At 67.6% G+C, this 14,855-nt stretch carries 15 protein-coding genes; 6 read left to right on the forward strand and 9 right to left on the reverse strand.

What is annotated here, in order from left to right; all coding sequences use genetic code 11:
- Nucleotides 1-48: 48 nt before the first annotated feature.
- The 3 genes from ACAM54_RS01770 (at nucleotide 49) to ACAM54_RS01780 (ending at nucleotide 4,005) form a co-directional block, all read left to right on the forward strand.
- The gene (locus ACAM54_RS01770) at nucleotides 49-951 is read left to right on the forward strand and encodes an amino acid ABC transporter substrate-binding protein (RefSeq protein WP_369649625.1); all 903 of its coding nucleotides are present in this window, start codon (nucleotides 49-51) and stop codon (nucleotides 949-951) included.
- Nucleotides 948-2,174: a pyridoxal phosphate-dependent aminotransferase gene (locus ACAM54_RS01775; protein ID WP_369649626.1), complete on the forward strand. Its 1,227-nt coding sequence runs from the start codon at nucleotides 948-950 to the stop codon at nucleotides 2,172-2,174. Before ACAM54_RS01770 ends, ACAM54_RS01775 begins: the two co-directional genes overlap by 4 nt.
- 157 nt (nucleotides 2,175-2,331) lie before the next feature.
- Nucleotides 2,332-4,005 carry a thiamine pyrophosphate-binding protein gene (locus tag ACAM54_RS01780; RefSeq protein ID WP_369649627.1) on the forward strand — a complete coding sequence of 558 codons (1,674 nt, stop codon included), beginning with the start codon at nucleotides 2,332-2,334 and terminating at the stop codon, nucleotides 4,003-4,005.
- Between the two features lie 5 nt (nucleotides 4,006-4,010).
- Here ACAM54_RS01780 and ACAM54_RS01785 read toward each other — a convergent pair whose 3' ends face one another.
- A complete protein-coding gene (locus ACAM54_RS01785; protein WP_225612858.1) occupies nucleotides 4,011-4,304 on the reverse strand; it encodes a hypothetical protein in 294 nt (97 codons plus the stop codon).
- A 415-nt stretch (nucleotides 4,305-4,719) separates the two neighbouring features.
- Here ACAM54_RS01785 and ACAM54_RS01790 point away from each other — a divergent pair, with 415 nt between their 5' ends.
- Both ACAM54_RS01790 and chrA read left to right on the forward strand, forming a co-directional pair.
- Nucleotides 4,720-5,478: a sulfite exporter TauE/SafE family protein gene (locus ACAM54_RS01790; protein ID WP_369649628.1), complete on the forward strand. Its 759-nt coding sequence runs from the start codon at nucleotides 4,720-4,722 to the stop codon at nucleotides 5,476-5,478.
- Between the two features lie 20 nt (nucleotides 5,479-5,498).
- On the forward strand, nucleotides 5,499-6,845 hold the full coding sequence (gene chrA / locus ACAM54_RS01795) for a chromate efflux transporter (protein ID WP_369649629.1): 1,347 nt from the start codon (nucleotides 5,499-5,501) through the stop codon (nucleotides 6,843-6,845).
- Between the two features lie 117 nt (nucleotides 6,846-6,962).
- Here the strand turns inward: chrA and ACAM54_RS01800 are convergent, their stop codons facing one another.
- The 5 genes from ACAM54_RS01800 to ACAM54_RS01820 all read right to left on the reverse strand — a co-directional run bounded on the left by ACAM54_RS01800 (nucleotide 6,963) and on the right by ACAM54_RS01820 (nucleotide 10,376).
- Nucleotides 6,963-8,474 (reverse strand): tripartite tricarboxylate transporter permease, encoded by a 1,512-nt coding sequence (locus ACAM54_RS01800; RefSeq protein WP_192323416.1) that lies wholly within the window; start codon nucleotides 8,472-8,474, stop codon nucleotides 6,963-6,965.
- Nucleotides 8,475-8,487: 13 nt separating this feature from the next.
- A complete protein-coding gene (locus ACAM54_RS01805; protein WP_145742804.1) occupies nucleotides 8,488-8,976 on the reverse strand; it encodes a tripartite tricarboxylate transporter TctB family protein in 489 nt (162 codons plus the stop codon).
- 194 nt (nucleotides 8,977-9,170) lie between these two features.
- Complete coding sequence (locus ACAM54_RS01810) at nucleotides 9,171-9,581, reverse strand: RNA-binding protein (protein ID WP_192323417.1); 411 nt, start codon at nucleotides 9,579-9,581, stop codon at nucleotides 9,171-9,173.
- Nucleotides 9,582-9,761: 180 nt separating this feature from the next.
- A complete protein-coding gene (locus ACAM54_RS01815; protein WP_021005079.1) occupies nucleotides 9,762-9,995 on the reverse strand; it encodes a DUF3820 family protein in 234 nt (77 codons plus the stop codon).
- Nucleotides 9,996-10,001: 6 nt separating this feature from the next.
- The gene (locus tag ACAM54_RS01820; protein ID WP_369649630.1) at nucleotides 10,002-10,376 is read right to left on the reverse strand and encodes a translation initiation factor Sui1; all 375 of its coding nucleotides are present in this window, start codon (nucleotides 10,374-10,376) and stop codon (nucleotides 10,002-10,004) included.
- A 64-nt stretch (nucleotides 10,377-10,440) separates the two neighbouring features.
- Between ACAM54_RS01820 and ACAM54_RS01825 the strand changes: the two genes are divergently transcribed.
- A complete protein-coding gene (locus ACAM54_RS01825; protein WP_369649631.1) occupies nucleotides 10,441-11,724 on the forward strand; it encodes a DEAD/DEAH box helicase in 1,284 nt (427 codons plus the stop codon).
- 41 nt (nucleotides 11,725-11,765) lie between these two features.
- On the opposite strand, the gene ACAM54_RS01830 is transcribed toward ACAM54_RS01825, so the two are convergent.
- From ACAM54_RS01830 to ACAM54_RS01840, 3 genes are all read right to left on the reverse strand, one after another.
- Complete coding sequence (locus tag ACAM54_RS01830; protein ID WP_145742796.1) at nucleotides 11,766-12,524, reverse strand: slipin family protein; 759 nt, start codon at nucleotides 12,522-12,524, stop codon at nucleotides 11,766-11,768.
- A 146-nt stretch (nucleotides 12,525-12,670) separates the two neighbouring features.
- The gene (locus ACAM54_RS01835) at nucleotides 12,671-13,831 is read right to left on the reverse strand and encodes an acyl-CoA dehydrogenase family protein (protein WP_369649632.1); all 1,161 of its coding nucleotides are present in this window, start codon (nucleotides 13,829-13,831) and stop codon (nucleotides 12,671-12,673) included.
- 158 nt (nucleotides 13,832-13,989) lie between these two features.
- Complete coding sequence (locus ACAM54_RS01840) at nucleotides 13,990-14,763, reverse strand: MHYT domain-containing protein (protein WP_369649633.1); 774 nt, start codon at nucleotides 14,761-14,763, stop codon at nucleotides 13,990-13,992.
- Nucleotides 14,764-14,855: the final 92 nt, after the last annotated feature.

A 14,855-nucleotide genomic window follows, 5' to 3' on the forward strand; every position in this document is an offset into this window, starting at 1 on the left:
GGCGGGGCGGCGGCCGTGCCCAAGAACAACAACCAGGAGACAGAGAACATGAAGATGCAACTGAAGACCATCACCGCTGCGGCGCTGCTCGCGCTCGCATTCGGCGCCGCCGCGCAGCAGGCCCCGGCCGGCGGCACGCTCGACAAGATCAGGAGCAGCGGCAAGGCCGTGCTCGGCGTGCGCGAAGCCTCGCCGCCCATGGCCTACATGCTGGGCGCGAACGACAAATACGTGGGCTACCACGTCGAGCTGTGCGAGCGCGTGCTCAAGGACATCGCGCCTTCGGCCCGGCTCGAATACATGGCCGTGACCGCGCAGAACACCATCCCGCTGGTGCAGAACGGCACGCTCGACATCGGCTGCGGCCCCACCACCAACAACACCGCGCGCCAGCAGCAGGTGGCGTTCGCGCTCACCACCTACGTGAGCGAGGTGCGCATGGCCACGCGCGTGGATTCGGGCATCAGCTCGCTCGACCAATTGGCGGGCCGCACCGTGTCGGCTTCCACCGGCACCACCGCCGTGCAGCTGCTGCGCAAGCGCGAGCGCGCGCAGAACACCACCATCACCACCATGCTCGGCAAGGACCACCTCGAAAGCTTCCTGCTGATGGAGTCGGGCCGCGCCGATGCCTTCGTGCTCGACGACAACCTGCTCGCGGGCATCATCGCGAACGCGAAGAACCCCTCGGCCTACCGCATCGTCGGCGATGCGCTGGGCTCCGAACCGATCGCGCTGCTGTTCCGCAAGGACGACCCGGCCTTCAAGGCCGCGGTGGACGATGCGCTGCGCCGCCTCATGAAGAGCGGCGAGCTCGAGAAGATCTACGCCAAGTGGTTCGTCGCGCCGATTCCGCCCAAGAACACCAGCCTGAACCTGCCGATGAGCGCGGCGCTGAAGCAGCTCATTGCCGAACCCAACGACAAGCCGCTGGAGGCGTACGCGAAGTGACCTCCGCCGTTCCCGGTTCTGCATTCGAACCCGCGCAGCGCGTGCGCGCCATCGGCGTGTCGGAAATCCTGCGCATCACCGACCATGCCAACGCGCTCAAGCGGGCCGGCCGGCCGGTGATCGTGCTGGGCGCGGGCGAACCGGACTTCGACACGCCCGAGCCGATCCGCGCCGCCGCGGCCCGCGCCATGGAGCGCGGCGACACGCGCTACACCGTGCTCGACGGCAGCCCGGCCATGAAGGCCGCGGTGCAGCTCAAGTTCAGGCGCGACAACGCGCTGGACTTTGCGCTGGACGAGATCAGCGTGGGCGCGGGCGCCAAGCAGGTGATCTTCAACGCGCTGATGGCCAGCCTGAACCCGGGCGACGAGGTGATCCTGCCCGCACCGTACTGGACTTCGTATGCCGACATCGTGCAGATCTGCGGCGGCGTGCCGGTGAGCGTGCCCTGCAGCGAGGCCAACGGCTTCAGGCTCGATGCCGCGCAGCTCGAGGCGGCCATCACGCCGCGCACGCGCTGGCTGTTCCTGAATTCGCCGTCCAACCCCTGCGGCGCGGCCTACAGCGCGGCGCAGCTTGCGCCGCTGTGCGAGGTGCTGCTGCGGCATCCAGCGGTGTGGGTGCTGGCCGACGACATCTACGAGCACATCCTCTACGATGGCCTTGCCTTCGCCACGCCCGCGGCCGTGGAGCCGCGGCTGCGCGAGCGCACGCTCACCGTGAACGGCGTGTCCAAGGCCTACGCGATGACCGGCTGGCGCGTGGGCTACGGCGTCGGGCCGCGCGCGCTGATCGCGGCCATGGCGGTGGTGCAGAGCCAGTCGACCTCGTGCCCGTCGTCGGTGAGCCAGGCCGCCGCGATCGAGGCGCTCACAGGGCCGCAACACGTGGTGGCCGAGCGGTGCGACGAGTTCCAGGCGCGGCGCGACTTCGTGGTGGCCGCACTGAACCGCGCGCCGGGCCTGCATTGCCGCGTGCCCGAAGGCGCCTTCTATACCTTTGCGAGCTGCGCGGGCGTGCTCGGCCGGCGCACCCGCGGCGGCGCGCTGCTGCAGACCGACAGCGACTTCTGCAGCTACCTGCTGCAGGATTTCGAAGTGGCGGTGGTGCCGGGCAGCGTGTTCGGGCTCGCGCCGTACTTCCGCATCTCGTATGCCACGTCGATGGCGCAGCTGGAAGAGGCGTGTGCACGCATTGCCGCGGCATGCGAAGCTCTCGAATGACCCCGCTTTTCTCCCTCCCCTCCCGGGGGAGGGCGGGGGTGGGGGCTCGCGGCATGTCAATTGCTGCCGGCGTATTCAGCGCCGCCTGCCCCCATCCCAACCTTCCCCCGGAAGGGGAAGGCGCAAATTCCAACACCTTCATTGCATTGGACTCAGCATGACCTCTCCCCGCACCGGCGGCCAGATCCTGGTCGACCAGCTCATCATCCACGGCGTCAGGCAGCTGTTCTGCGTGCCTGGCGAAAGCTTTCTGGCGGTGCTCGATGCACTGCACGATGCAGCGATCGACGTGACGGTATGCCGCCAGGAAGGCGGCGCCACGATGATGGCCGAGGCGCAGGGCAAGCTCACGGGCCGGCCCGGCGTCTGCTTCGTCACGCGCGGTCCGGGCGCCACCAACGCGGCGGCCGGCGTGCACATCGCGCACCAGGATTCGACGCCGCTGCTGCTGTTCGTGGGCCAGGTGGCGCGCGACGCGCTGGGCCGCGAAGCCTTCCAGGAGCTGGACTACGGCGCGGTGTTCGGCACCATGGCCAAGTGGGTGGTGCAGATCGATGACCCCGCCCGCGTGCCCGAGCTGGTCTCGCGCGCCTTCCACGTCGCCACCTCGGGCCGGCCCGGGCCGGTGGTGATCGCGCTGCCCGAGGACATGCTGACCGAAGCCGCCGCCGTGGCCGACGCGCAGCCCTATGCAGTGGTCGAAACCCATCCGGGCGCAGCGCAGATCGCCGAGTTGCAGCAGCGCCTGTCGCAGGCCGAGCGGCCGGTCGCCATCCTGGGCGGCAGCCGCTGGTCCGAGGCCGCGACGCAGCAGTTCGCGGCTTTCGCCGAGGCGTTCTCGCTGCCGGTGTACTGCTCGTTCCGCCGCCAGATGCTGCTGTCGGCCGAGCATCCCTGCTACGCGGGCGACCTGGGCCTGGGCGCGAATCCGCGCATGCTCGAGCGCATCCGCCAGGCGGACCTGGTGCTGCTGGTGGGCGGGCGCCTGTCGGAAGTGCCCTCGCAGGGTTATGAACTGCTCGCCATTCCGCAGCCGAAGCAGGCGCTGGTGCATGTGCATGCCGACGCCGACGAGCTCGGCAAGCTCTACCGCCCGGCCCAGGGCATCCATGCCACGCCGCAGGCCTTTGCCGAGGCGGTGTCCGCGCTGCGCCCGGCCTCGCCGCCCGCCTGGCAGGCCGAGACGAAGACCGCGCGCGAAGACTTCCTGCGCTGGAGCGATCCGGCCCCCATCCGCATTCCGGGCCCGCTGCAGATGGGCGAGGTCATGCAGCACCTGCGCGAGGTGCTGCCGGCCGACACCATCTTCTGCAATGGCGCGGGCAATTTCGCGACCTGGGTGCACCGCTTCTGGCCATTCCGCGCGTTCGCGAGCCAGCTGGCGCCCACCAGCGGATCGATGGGCTACGGCCTGCCGGCCGGCGTGGGCGCCAAGCGGCTTTGGCCGCAGCGCGAGGTGGTGGTGTTCGCGGGCGACGGCGATTTCATGATGCACGGCCAGGAGTTCGCCACCGCGGTGCAGTACGGCCTGCCGATCCTCGTGGTGCTGCTCGACAACGCCATGTACGGCACCATCCGCATGCACCAGGAAAAGCACTACCCGGGCCGCGTGAGCGCCACGCAGCTGAAGAACCCCGACTTCCGCGGCTATGCCGAGGTGTTCGGCGGCCACGGCGAGCGCGTGGCCAGCACCGCGGAGTTCGGTCCCGCGCTGGCGCGGGCGCGTGCCAGCGGCAAGCCCGCGATCCTGCATTGCCTGCTCGACCCCGAAGCCATCACGCCGGCCAGCACGCTGCAGTCGATCCGCAAGGCCGCTCTCGCCGCGGGCTGAAGAAATCAGCCCAGCCCGTCCGCATAGCGCGGCAGCGGGTTCGGCAGATGGCCGTCGGGCGCGCGCGCCGCCAGCCGCGCGGCGCGCGCCAGCGGTTCCATCGCCTGCTCCAGCCGGGTGGCGAGCAGGTACAGGTCTTCGTCCTTGGTCTCGACCGCATGCGCGCGCGTCATGCGCACGATCTCCGCGGCGTATTCGGCATTGGTGGCCATCCATTCGGTGTCCGTCACGCGCCCGTGCTTTCGCCTGAGCGCCACGTGCAGGCGCGCGGCCAGCGCAATGCGTTCGCTTTCGGACATGGACATGACGGCCTCCATGGATGGATCAAGCACTTGCGTGCACAAGTCATGCCATACCGTTAACGGTCCGAAACACTTTGGTTTGCGAATCGCCCCACGGCGGTAAGGCAAAGCGGGTAATTCCCAATGCACTGGGCCGGTGCACCGCCTAAAGTCTGCCCACTCGCGAACGGGCCCAGCTCGTACTGCCGAGGGTCCGAGGAGACAAATTCGGTCTACAACAAAAATTCTTCAAGGCTTCCGTTCGAGAAGCCGTGCTGAACTTGAAAAGGCGCCGCTGGTCGGCGTCTTTTTTTTGCCTGCCGCCACCCTCCCACTGAGGCATTTTTCTTCTCGCCGAAGAGCGCTCTCGCGCCCGTCCCACTTCTGGTTGAAGCTCCTTTTTTGATAGCAATCCGGGTGCGACAATCCGGCCATGGAAATGCTGGTGGTCACGGGCGCCTCGCTGCTCGCGGGTTTTGTCGATTCGATCGTGGGGGGCGGAGGACTGATCCTCGTGCCGGCGCTCTTTGCCGTCTTTCCGGGCGCGCCGCCGGCCACCTTGCTGGGCACCAACAAGAGCGCGTCCATTTGGGGCACGGCGGCTGCGGCCGCCCAGTTCAGCCAGCGCGTGCAGATGCGCTGGGGCGCCCTGTGGCCGGCCGCGCTGCTCGGTTTCGCGGGTTCGATGCTCGGCGCCTGGGGCGTCACGGTGTTCCCGGGCGACTTCCTGCGCCGCGCGCTGCCCGTCGTGCTGCTGGGCGTGCTGCTCTACACGTTGGCGCGCAAGGACCTGGGCCGCAACCATGTGCCGCGCTTCAGCGGCCGGGCCGAAACCCTGGCGGCCTGCACCATCGGGCTCTCGATCGGCTTCTACGACGGTTTCTTCGGCCCCGGGGCGGGCAGCTTCCTGGTCTTCCTGTTCGTTCGCTGGATGGGCTACGACTTCCTGAACGCCTCGGCCTCGGCCAAGATCATCAATACGCTCACCAATGCCGCGGCCCTGTTGCTGCTCGCGCTCAAGGGGCACGTCTGGTGGCACTATGGGCTGGTGATGGCGGTGGCCAACGTGGCCGGCAGCCTGCTGGGCACGCGTGTTGCGCTGAAGCACGGGGCCGGTTTCGTGCGGGTGGTGTTCATCGTCGTGGTGAGCGCGCTGATCCTGAAGACCGCCTACGACGCATTCCTGAAATAGCCAGATCCGAAAGTCCCTGCATGCCGCCGCCAGAGCCTCTCGAACCCCCCGCTCCCGTCAGCTTCTGGCAGGCCTTCGCCTACTGGCTCAAGCTCGGCTTCATCAGCTTCGGCGGGCCGGCCGGGCAGATCGCGCTGATGCATCAGGAGCTGGTCGAGCGCCGGCGTTGGATCTCGGAGAAGCGCTTCCTGCATGCGCTGAACTACTGCATGCTGCTGCCCGGCCCCGAAGCCCAGCAGCTGGCCACCTACATCGGCTGGCTCATGCACCGCACCTGGGGCGGCCTCGCGGCGGGCGTGCTCTTCGTGCTGCCGTCGCTCTTCATCCTGATTGCGCTGTCGTGGGCCTACATGGCCTACGGCCACGTGCCGGCCGTGGCGGGCCTGCTCTACGGCGTGAAGCCCGCAGTGACGGCCATCGTGCTGTTCGCCGCCTGGCGCATCGGCTCGCGGGTGCTCAAGAACGCATGGCTCTGGGCGATTGCCGTGGCGGCCTTCGTGGCGATCTTCGCGCTGCGCCTGCCGTTCCCGCTGATCGTGCTGGCCGCCGGGGCCATCGGCTACATCGGCAGCCGGTTCGCGCCGTCGTATTTCGCCGCGGGCGGCGGGCATGGCGGCGCCGCGGCATCGGCCGGGCCGGCGCTGATCGACGACCACACGCCGACGCCGCAGCACGCGCTTTTTGGCTGGGGCCGTTTCGCGCGCGTGCTGGCGGTGTTTTTCCTGCTGTGGCTCGGCGCCGTTGGCGCGCTCGCGGCGATGTACGGGTGGAACGGCGCGCTCACGCAGATGGCCTGGTTCTTCACCAAGGCTGCATTGCTGACCTTCGGCGGCGCCTACGCGGTGCTGCCCTATGTGTTCCAGGGCGCGGTCGACCACTACCACTGGCTCAGCGCCACGCAGATGATCGACGGACTGGCGCTCGGAGAAACCACGCCCGGCCCGCTGATCATGGTGGTCTCGTTCGTGGGCTTCGTCGGCGGCTGGGGCCAGGCGCTGTTCGGCCCGCAGGCGCTGTTCGCGGCGGGCGCCGCGGCGGCGGTGGTGGTGACCTTCTTCACCTTCCTGCCCTCGTTCCTGTTCATCCTGCTGGGCGGACCTTTCATCGAATCGACCCACGGCAACCTCAAGTTCACCGCCCCGCTCACCGCCATCACCGCGGCCGTGGTCGGCGTGATCGTCAACCTGGCGGTCTTCTTCGCCTACCACGTGCTCTGGCCTGCGGGGTTGTCCGGGCCCTTCGAGGCCCCCTCCGCCGTGATCGGCGCCCTCGCGGCCATTGCGCTCTTCCGCTTCAAGGCCGGCGTGATCCCGGTGGTGCTCGCCTCCGCGCTCGCGGGCATGGCCTGGCAACTGCTTGCGCGCTGACCGCCGCAAGCGGAGTCGAGTCCAGGAACACCGCGGAACCGGCTTTGCCGGCCGCCGGTGTTGCCCCCTTGAGGGGGAGGCGGCTACACGAAGTGAGCCGTTTCGGGGGGGGCTTGCTTACTCCTCAACAAAAGCTTCTTCGCGCTTTGCCTTGATCGACGGCAGCAGCACGATGCCCAGCAGCAGCGCTGCCGCCACCAGCAGGCCGGCCGACAGCGGCCGCGTGATGAACACGCTCCACGCGCCGCGCGACAGCAGCAGCGCGCGCCGCAGGTTCTCTTCCATCATCGGCCCGAGGATGAAGCCCAGCAGCAGCGGGGCCGGCTCGGTGCGCAGCTTCAGGAACAGGTAGCCGATGAAGCCGAAGATCGCGACCATCCACACGTCGAAGGTGTTGTTGTTGGTCGAGTACACGCCAATCGCGCAGAACAGCACGATCGCCGGGAACAGGAACTTGTAGGGCACCGTCAAGAGCTTGATCCACATGCCGATCAGCGGCAGGTTCAGGATGATCAGCATCGCGTTGCCGATCCACATCGAGGCGATCAGGCCCCAGAACAGCTCGGGGTTGCTGGTCATCACCTGCGGGCCGGGCTGGATGTTGTGGATGGTCATCGCACCCACCATCAGCGCCATCACCGCATTGGGCGGAATGCCCAGCGTCAGCAGTGGAATGAAGGAGGTCTGCGCGCCGGCATTGTTGGCCGACTCGGGCGAGGCCACGCCGCGGATGTTGCCCTTGCCGAAGGCCACTTCGCCGGGGCGCATCTTGATCTTCTTCTCCAGCGCGTAGGCCGCAAAAGCCGCCAGCAGCGCGCCGCCGCCCGGCAGGATGCCGAGCGCCGAACCCAGCGCCGTGCCGCGCAGCACCGCGGGCGTCATGCGCTTGAAGTCTTCCTTGGTGGGCCACAGGCCCTTGACCTTGTGCGTGAACACCTCGCGCTCGTCGTCGGGCTGCGAGAGGTTGCCGATGATTTCGCCGTAGCCGAACACGCCCATGGCGATCACCACGAAGCCGATGCCGTCGGTGAGTTCCGGAATGTCGAAGCTGTAGCGCGCCACGCCGGAATTCACATCGGTGCCCACGATGCCGAGCAGGAGGCCCAGCACGATCATCGCCACCGCCTTGAGCAGCGAGCCCGAAGCCAGCACCACGGCGCCGATCAGGCCCAGCACCATCAGCGAGAAGTATTCGGCCGGGCCGAACTTGAAGGCCAGCTCGGTCAGCGGCGGCGCAAAGGCTGCGAGGATCAGCGTGCCGACGCAGCCGGCAAAGAACGAGCCCAGGCCCGCCGCGGCCAGCGCCGGGCCCGCGCGGCCCTGCCTTGCCATCTGGTAGCCGTCGATGCAGGTGACCACCGAGGACGACTCCCCGGGCAGGTTCACCAGGATCGCGGTGGTCGAGCCGCCGTACTGCGCGCCGTAGTAGATGCCGGCCAGCATGATCAGCGCCGACACAGGCGGCAGTGCGTACGTGGCGGGCAGCAGCATCGCGATGGTCGCGACCGGGCCGATGCCCGGCAGCACGCCGATCAAGGTGCCCAGGATGCAGCCGACCAGGCAGTACAGCAGGTTGGTGAAAGTGAAGGCGACGCCGAAGCCGGTCGCGAGGTTGTGGAACAGTTCCATGGCGGTGTGCTCCTCAACCCGAAATGAAAGTAGGCCAGACCTGGATCTGGAGCTTGAGCGCCCAGATGAAGGCCACATAGCTGCCGGCCGCCAGGATGGTGGACAGCACCAGCACGTCGCGCAGCTTGAAATGTTCACCGGCCATGCTCGAGATGATGGTGAGCGCGTAGATCGCGACGATCATCCCCATGGCGGGCACGCCGATGCTCGGCAGGCCGCCCAGCAGCACGCCGAACGCCAGGTTGGCGCCGAGCACGAAGGCCAGCGGCTTCCAGGCCCATTTGCCGATCTTGTCGCCGCCGGCGGTTTCGACCACCATCGCCTGGAACATGATGAACGCCCCGAGCACGGCCAGCAGGATGCCCAGCATGAGCGGGAAATAGCCGGGTCCCATGCGGGCACCGTCGCCGATGTTGTAGGTGGTGGCGCCTATGGCGAAAGCGCCGCCCACGGCTGTGAACATGACTCCTGAAAAGAAGTCAGCCTGACTCTTTATACGCATTGTCTCGACCCTCTTGATTGGAGGAGTGAGGGTCGTCGCCCACGGCTGACCGCTGGCTGACCGGCCCGGTAGGGACAAATGCGTACAAGGGTTCTCCCGCGAGCCCGGCGCAAGCGGGCAAAGGAAGAAGGCGGAAACGAAAAAAGCTCCCGAAGGAGCTTTTTTACTTGAGAGCGAGGTCTCGGTGGGAGGGCTTAGTAGCCGCCGCGGCCACCGCCGCCGCCGCCGTAGCCGCCGCCACCACCGCTGCGGCCACCGCCGCCACCACCGTAGCCGCCGCCGCCACCACCACCGCCGTAACCACCACCGCCGCCGCCGCCATAGCCGCCGCCACCACCGGTACGGGGGGGACGGGCTTCCATCGGACGTGCTTCGTTCACGGTCAGGGCGCGGCCCTGGAGCGAATGGCCGTTCATGGCTTCAACGGCAGCCAGCGCTTCAGCGTCGGTGCCCATTTCCACGAAACCGAAGCCCTTGGAGCGGCCGGTGTCGCGTTCCATCATGACCTTGGCGCTGACGATCGAGCCGAACTCGCCGAAAGCCTGTTCCAGGTCGTTGTCACGCACGGAGTAGGCGAGGTTGCCTACGTAGAGTTTCTTGCCCATTGAGGGACTCCTAATTCAAACCAACAAGACAAAGCGATGGAGTCCCAGAATCACAACAAACAAATGCGCTGTGGCGCGAAACTGACCGATCACCGAATTACGTGCACGGGAGCAAGCTCACAGACACGTAGGCCGGATTATCAAGCCGTTCCGGAAAAAGCGTACCGAAATCAGCGCTTATTACGAAACATCACGCCCTGACGGGCGGTTTCGCAACGGTTGCAGCAGGCCGGAGAGGCCGTTGTGGTCTATTTCATGCATCAAATGGAGCAGCCGGCCAATTTCGCCCGCGGGAAAACCCTCACGTGCGAACCAATTCAGGTAATTTCCGGGCAAATCGGCAATCAGCGTGCCCTTGTGCTTGCCGAAGGGCATTTCGAGCGTGACGAGGCGCTGCAGGTCTTCGGGTTTCATTGAAATTCAGCCTCCTGCGCGCCTGACGGTGTGGCCCTGCTTCGAGAGCGCGGCGATCACCAGTTCGCGGTGGTCCCCCTGGATCTCGATGATGCCGTCCTTCACCGTGCCGCCCGAGCCGCAGGCCGTCTTGAGCTGCTTGCCCAGCGCCGCGAGTGCCGCCGCATCGAGCGCGAGGCCCTTGACCACGGTCACGCCCTTGCCCTTGCGGCCCTTGGTCTCGTGGGATACACGCACAATGCCGTCGGTGGCCGGCGCGCGCGCCTTGATCTGCTTGCAGCGGCACTGCGCCATCGGCGCGCGGCAATCGGGGCACATGCGGCCGCCCGCCTCGGTGGAGTACACCAGGGCGCTGGCCTGACTGCTTTTCATCGTTGCCATTCGATCGATCTCTTCTTTTTCTTCACTTCTTCACTGTCCCCGGTTCATCCCTCTGTCTGCTCACATGCCATTCGACTCACTGGGCCTGGCCCCCGCGCTCGTGCAGGCTGCCGCCGAAAGCGGCTACGCCGCGCCGACCGCCATCCAGGCCGCGGCCATTCCCGCCATTCTGCAAGGCCGCGACGTGCGGGGCTCGGCGCAGACCGGTTCCGGCAAGACCGCCGCATTTTCCCTCCCGCTGCTGCAGCGCCTGGCCGCCGAACCCGTGCAATCGCCGCGGCGCGTGCGCGCGCTGGTGCTCGTGCCCACGCGCGAGCTCGCGGCCCAGGTCGGCGAGACCATGCGCAGCCTCGCGCAGCACCTGCCCGAGCGGCTCAAGATCGCGATTGCCTTCGGCGGCGTGTCGATCAACCCGCAGATGATGAGCCTGCGCGGCGGCGCCGACATCGTGGTGGCCACGCCGGGCCGCCTGCTCGACCTGGTGGAGCACAACGCGCTGAAGCTCGGCGCCGTGTCCATGCTCGTGCTTGACGAGGCCGATCGCCTGTTCGACCTCGGCTTTGCCGAGGAGCTGGGCCGCATCCTCGCGCTGCTGCCGGCGCGGCGCCAGAACCTGTTGTTCTCCGCCACCTTTCCGCCCGCCATCCAGGCGCTGGCCGACGGCACGCTGCAAGACCCCGCGGTGATCGACGTGCAGGGCGAGCCCGGCACCGAGCCCGCCATCGTGCAGCGCGTGATCGAGGTCGACGCGAACCGCCGCACGCAGCTGCTGCGCCATCTGCTGAAGGAAAACGACTGGGACCGCGTGCTGGTCTTCGTCGCCACGCAGCATGCGGCGCAGACCGTGGCCGAGAAGCTCTACAAGAACGGCGTGTATGCCGTGCCTTTCCACGGCGACATCGCGCAGGGCACGCGTACCGGCATCCTCGCGCAGTTCAAGGAGAGCCGCTGGGACGTGGTGATTGCCACCGACCTGGCCGCGCGCGGCATCGACATTGCACAGCTGCCCGTGGTGATCAACTACGACCTGCCGCGCTCGCCCACCGATTACATCCACCGCATCGGCCGCACGGGCCGCGCCGGCGAGAGCGGGCTGGCGATCAGCTTCGTGAGCGCGGCCACCGAGGCGCACTTCCGCCTGATCGAGAAGCGCCAGGGCCTGCACCTGCCGCGCGAGCGCATCGAGGGCTTCGAGCCGACCGAGGCCGCCGTGCCGATGGCCGATGCCTCCGGCACCGGCGGCATCAAGGGCAAGCGGCCGAGCAAGAAGGACAAGCTGCGCGCGGCCGCCGCGCTCGCTGCCGCGCTCGCTGCCGCGCAGCATGATGCGGGTGAAAAGAGCGACTGACCGGCGCCGCTCGGTCCGGCGCGCAGTTCATCGGATGCGCGCTACGCGGGCTTGTGCAGGAAGCTCGCGAGCAGGTCCACCGGCAGCGGGAAGACGATGGTGGTGTTCTTGTCCGCGCCGATCACCGTCAGCGTTTCCAGGTAGCGCAGCTGGATCGCCTGCGGCTCCTGCGCCAGCACGCGCGCGGCCTGGAACAGCTTCTCGGAGGCCTGCAGCTCGCCTTCGGCATGGATCACCTTGGCACGCCGCTCACGCTCCGCCTCGGCCTGCCGCGCAATGGCGCGGACCATCGATTCGGTGAGGTCGATCTGCTTGATCTCCACGTTGGAGACCTTGATGCCCCACGAAGCCGTCTGCACGTCGAGCGACTCGCGCACATCCAGGTTGAGCTTTTCCCGCTCGGCCAGCATGTCGTCCAGCTGGTGCTTGCCCAGCACCGAGCGCAGCGTGGTCTGCGCCAGCTGGCTGGTCGCGTTGAAGAAATCCTTGACCTCGATGATGGCCTTTTCGGCGTCGACGATGCGGAAGTAGACGACCGCGCTGACCTTCACCGACACGTTGTCGCGCGAGATCACGTCCTGGGTCGGAACCTCGAGCACCACGGTGCGCAGATCGACCCGCACGACCTGCTGGATGGCGGGAATCACCATCACCAGTCCGGGCCCCGCGACTTTCGAGAATCGCCCCAGGGTGAACACGATGCCGCGCTCGTATTCGCGGAAGATCCAGATCGCGGAAAAGAGCAGCACCACCAGCAGGACGAACATGAGGGTGCCGATGCCGGAAGTGAAAGAGAACATAGCGGCCTCCTGCGACTCAGCGACAGCGCTGGACTGTTGGACCTTCGGTGCGCGCGGGCGTTCCGCGACGGGGCCGATACATGAAGCCCAGGCGCGGCGATCTTCTCGCCGCGCGGTCGGCCCGAGGTCCGGCGTCCACGTGCGCTTCAGCCGCGCGGCGGCCGCTTGGCGATGCCCATGGTCTTGGCGAGGATGCCAAGCATCACTTCGTCTGCGCCGCCGCCGATGGAGCCGAGCCGCCCGTCGCGGTACAGCCGCGAGACACGGTTCTCGAGCGTGAAGCCCATGCCGCCCCAGAACTGCAGGCAGGTATCGGCCACCTGGCGCGTGAGCCGGCCGGTCTTGAGCTTGGCCATCGAGGCCAGTTCGAGCACGTCCCGGCCCTGCACATGCAGGTCGCAGGCGCGGTAGGCGAGGGCGCGCAGCGCCTCCACCTCGGTCTTGAGTTCGGCCAGCTTGAACTGCACCCACTGCTGGTCGGCCAGCGTGGCGCCGAACATCCGGCGCTGCTGCGCCCATTCGATGGTCTGTGCGATGCAGTCCTCCATCGGCTCGAGCGAACTTGCCGCGGCCCACAGCCGTTCCTCCTGGAATTGCTGCATCTGGTAGACGAAGCCCTGCCCCTCCTCGCCGATGCGATAGCGCTGCGGCACGCGCACCTCGTCGAAATGGATCAGGCCCGTGTCGCTCGAATGCATGCCGATCTTGCGGATCTTCCTCGCCTTCTCGATGCCGGGGCTGTCCATCGGCACCATCACGAGCGACTTGTTGCGATGCACCGGCCCGTCGCCGGTGTTGACCAGCATGCACATCCAGTCGGCCTGCAGGCTGTTGGTGATCCACATCTTCTGGCCGCTGATGAGGTAGTCGCCGCCGTCCTTGCGCGCATGGCTCCTGAGGCCCGCCACGTCGCTGCCCGCGCCGGGCTCGCTCACGCCGATGCAGCCGACCGTCTCTCCCGCGATCGCCGGCGCGAGGAACTCGCGGCGCAGCTCGTCGCTGCCGAAGCGCGCGAGCGCGGGCGTGCACATGTCGGTCTGTACGCCGATGGCCATCGGCACGCCGCCGCAGCTGATGTGGCCCAAGGCCTCGGCCATCGCCATCGCATACGAATAGTCGAGCCCGGCGCCGCCGAAGGCCTCGGGTTTGTTGAGGCCCAGCATGCCCAGCCGGCCGAGCTTCCCGAAGACCTCGTGCGCGGGAAAGATCTCGGCCTCCTCCCATTCGTCGACATGCGGATTGATCTCGTCGTCGATGAAGCGGCGCAGCGTGTTCTGGATCTCGAGATGTTCGTGGGTGTACTGCATGCGGTTGTCTCCAATCGGTCGTTCGTCTCGCCGCCGTCCTGGAACACGCGTGGCGTCTGTGCAGGATGGAAGCCGTCGAAACACCGCAACGCCGCGCACGCACACCCGTGCGAGCTGCACCGACTCTAGGGCGCTGATGCGCGCCCGGCTTGCGCCAATTAGCTGGTGCGGACCCGCCGTGGCGCAGCGGGCGCGTCCAGGCTGGTGCCCGTGATCACCCAGTAGATGAAGATCAGCACCGCACCGGCCGTGCCGAACACAGTCAGGCCCATGTAGTTGCCGCCGATGGCCAGCGCGTCGGTGGGGGCGGCCGCGATGCAGATCATGCTGGCCGCGCTCATGCCCACGTAGTGCATGGTGCAGACCGCCACGCCCATCACGGCCGCCGCGGCGATCTGGTGTGTCAGCCGGCGCAGGTTGAAGGCCAGCCAGAGGGCCGCGCCGGCGGCGGTGATGGCAATGGCCACGGACAGCGCCACGATGGTGGGGTCGAAATCCATCGAGGCGCGCATGTTCATCGCGAACATGCCCATGTAATGCATCACGCACACGCCCAGCCCCGCGAGCAGGCTTCCGGCCAGCCAGCCGGCCCGGCTGAACTTGCGCCGCCCGCCCGCCATGTACAGCGCAATGCCCGAGATCAGGATGGCCGCCACCAGCGAGACCACCGTGAGCGGCACGTTGTAGGAAATGCCCACCGGCAGGCGGTACGCCAGCATGCCGATGAAGTGCATCGACCAGATGCCGATGCCGCCCAGCGCCACCGCAGCGCACGCGACGACCGCGAGATTGGGTTTGCCATCGGCGCCGACCATGCGCCCCGCGCAGATCAGCGCCACCAGGGAGCCCGCGAACGAGATGAGGAACGAGAGCGCCACCAGCCCCGGCGAATACTCGGGCGACAGCAGTTGGCCAACGACGAGGGGAGTCATGTCTTTTCTTCTCCTAAAAAGGAACGGCCCGCCCCCGCCGGCCACCCGGCCGGCCGAAGATGTAACGAGACGTCCGTTCAGGAGTTTGTAAT

The sequence above is a fragment of the Variovorax sp. V93 genome (assembly GCF_041154485.1).
GTDB classification, from domain to species: domain Bacteria; phylum Pseudomonadota; class Gammaproteobacteria; order Burkholderiales; family Burkholderiaceae_C; genus Variovorax; species Variovorax beijingensis_A.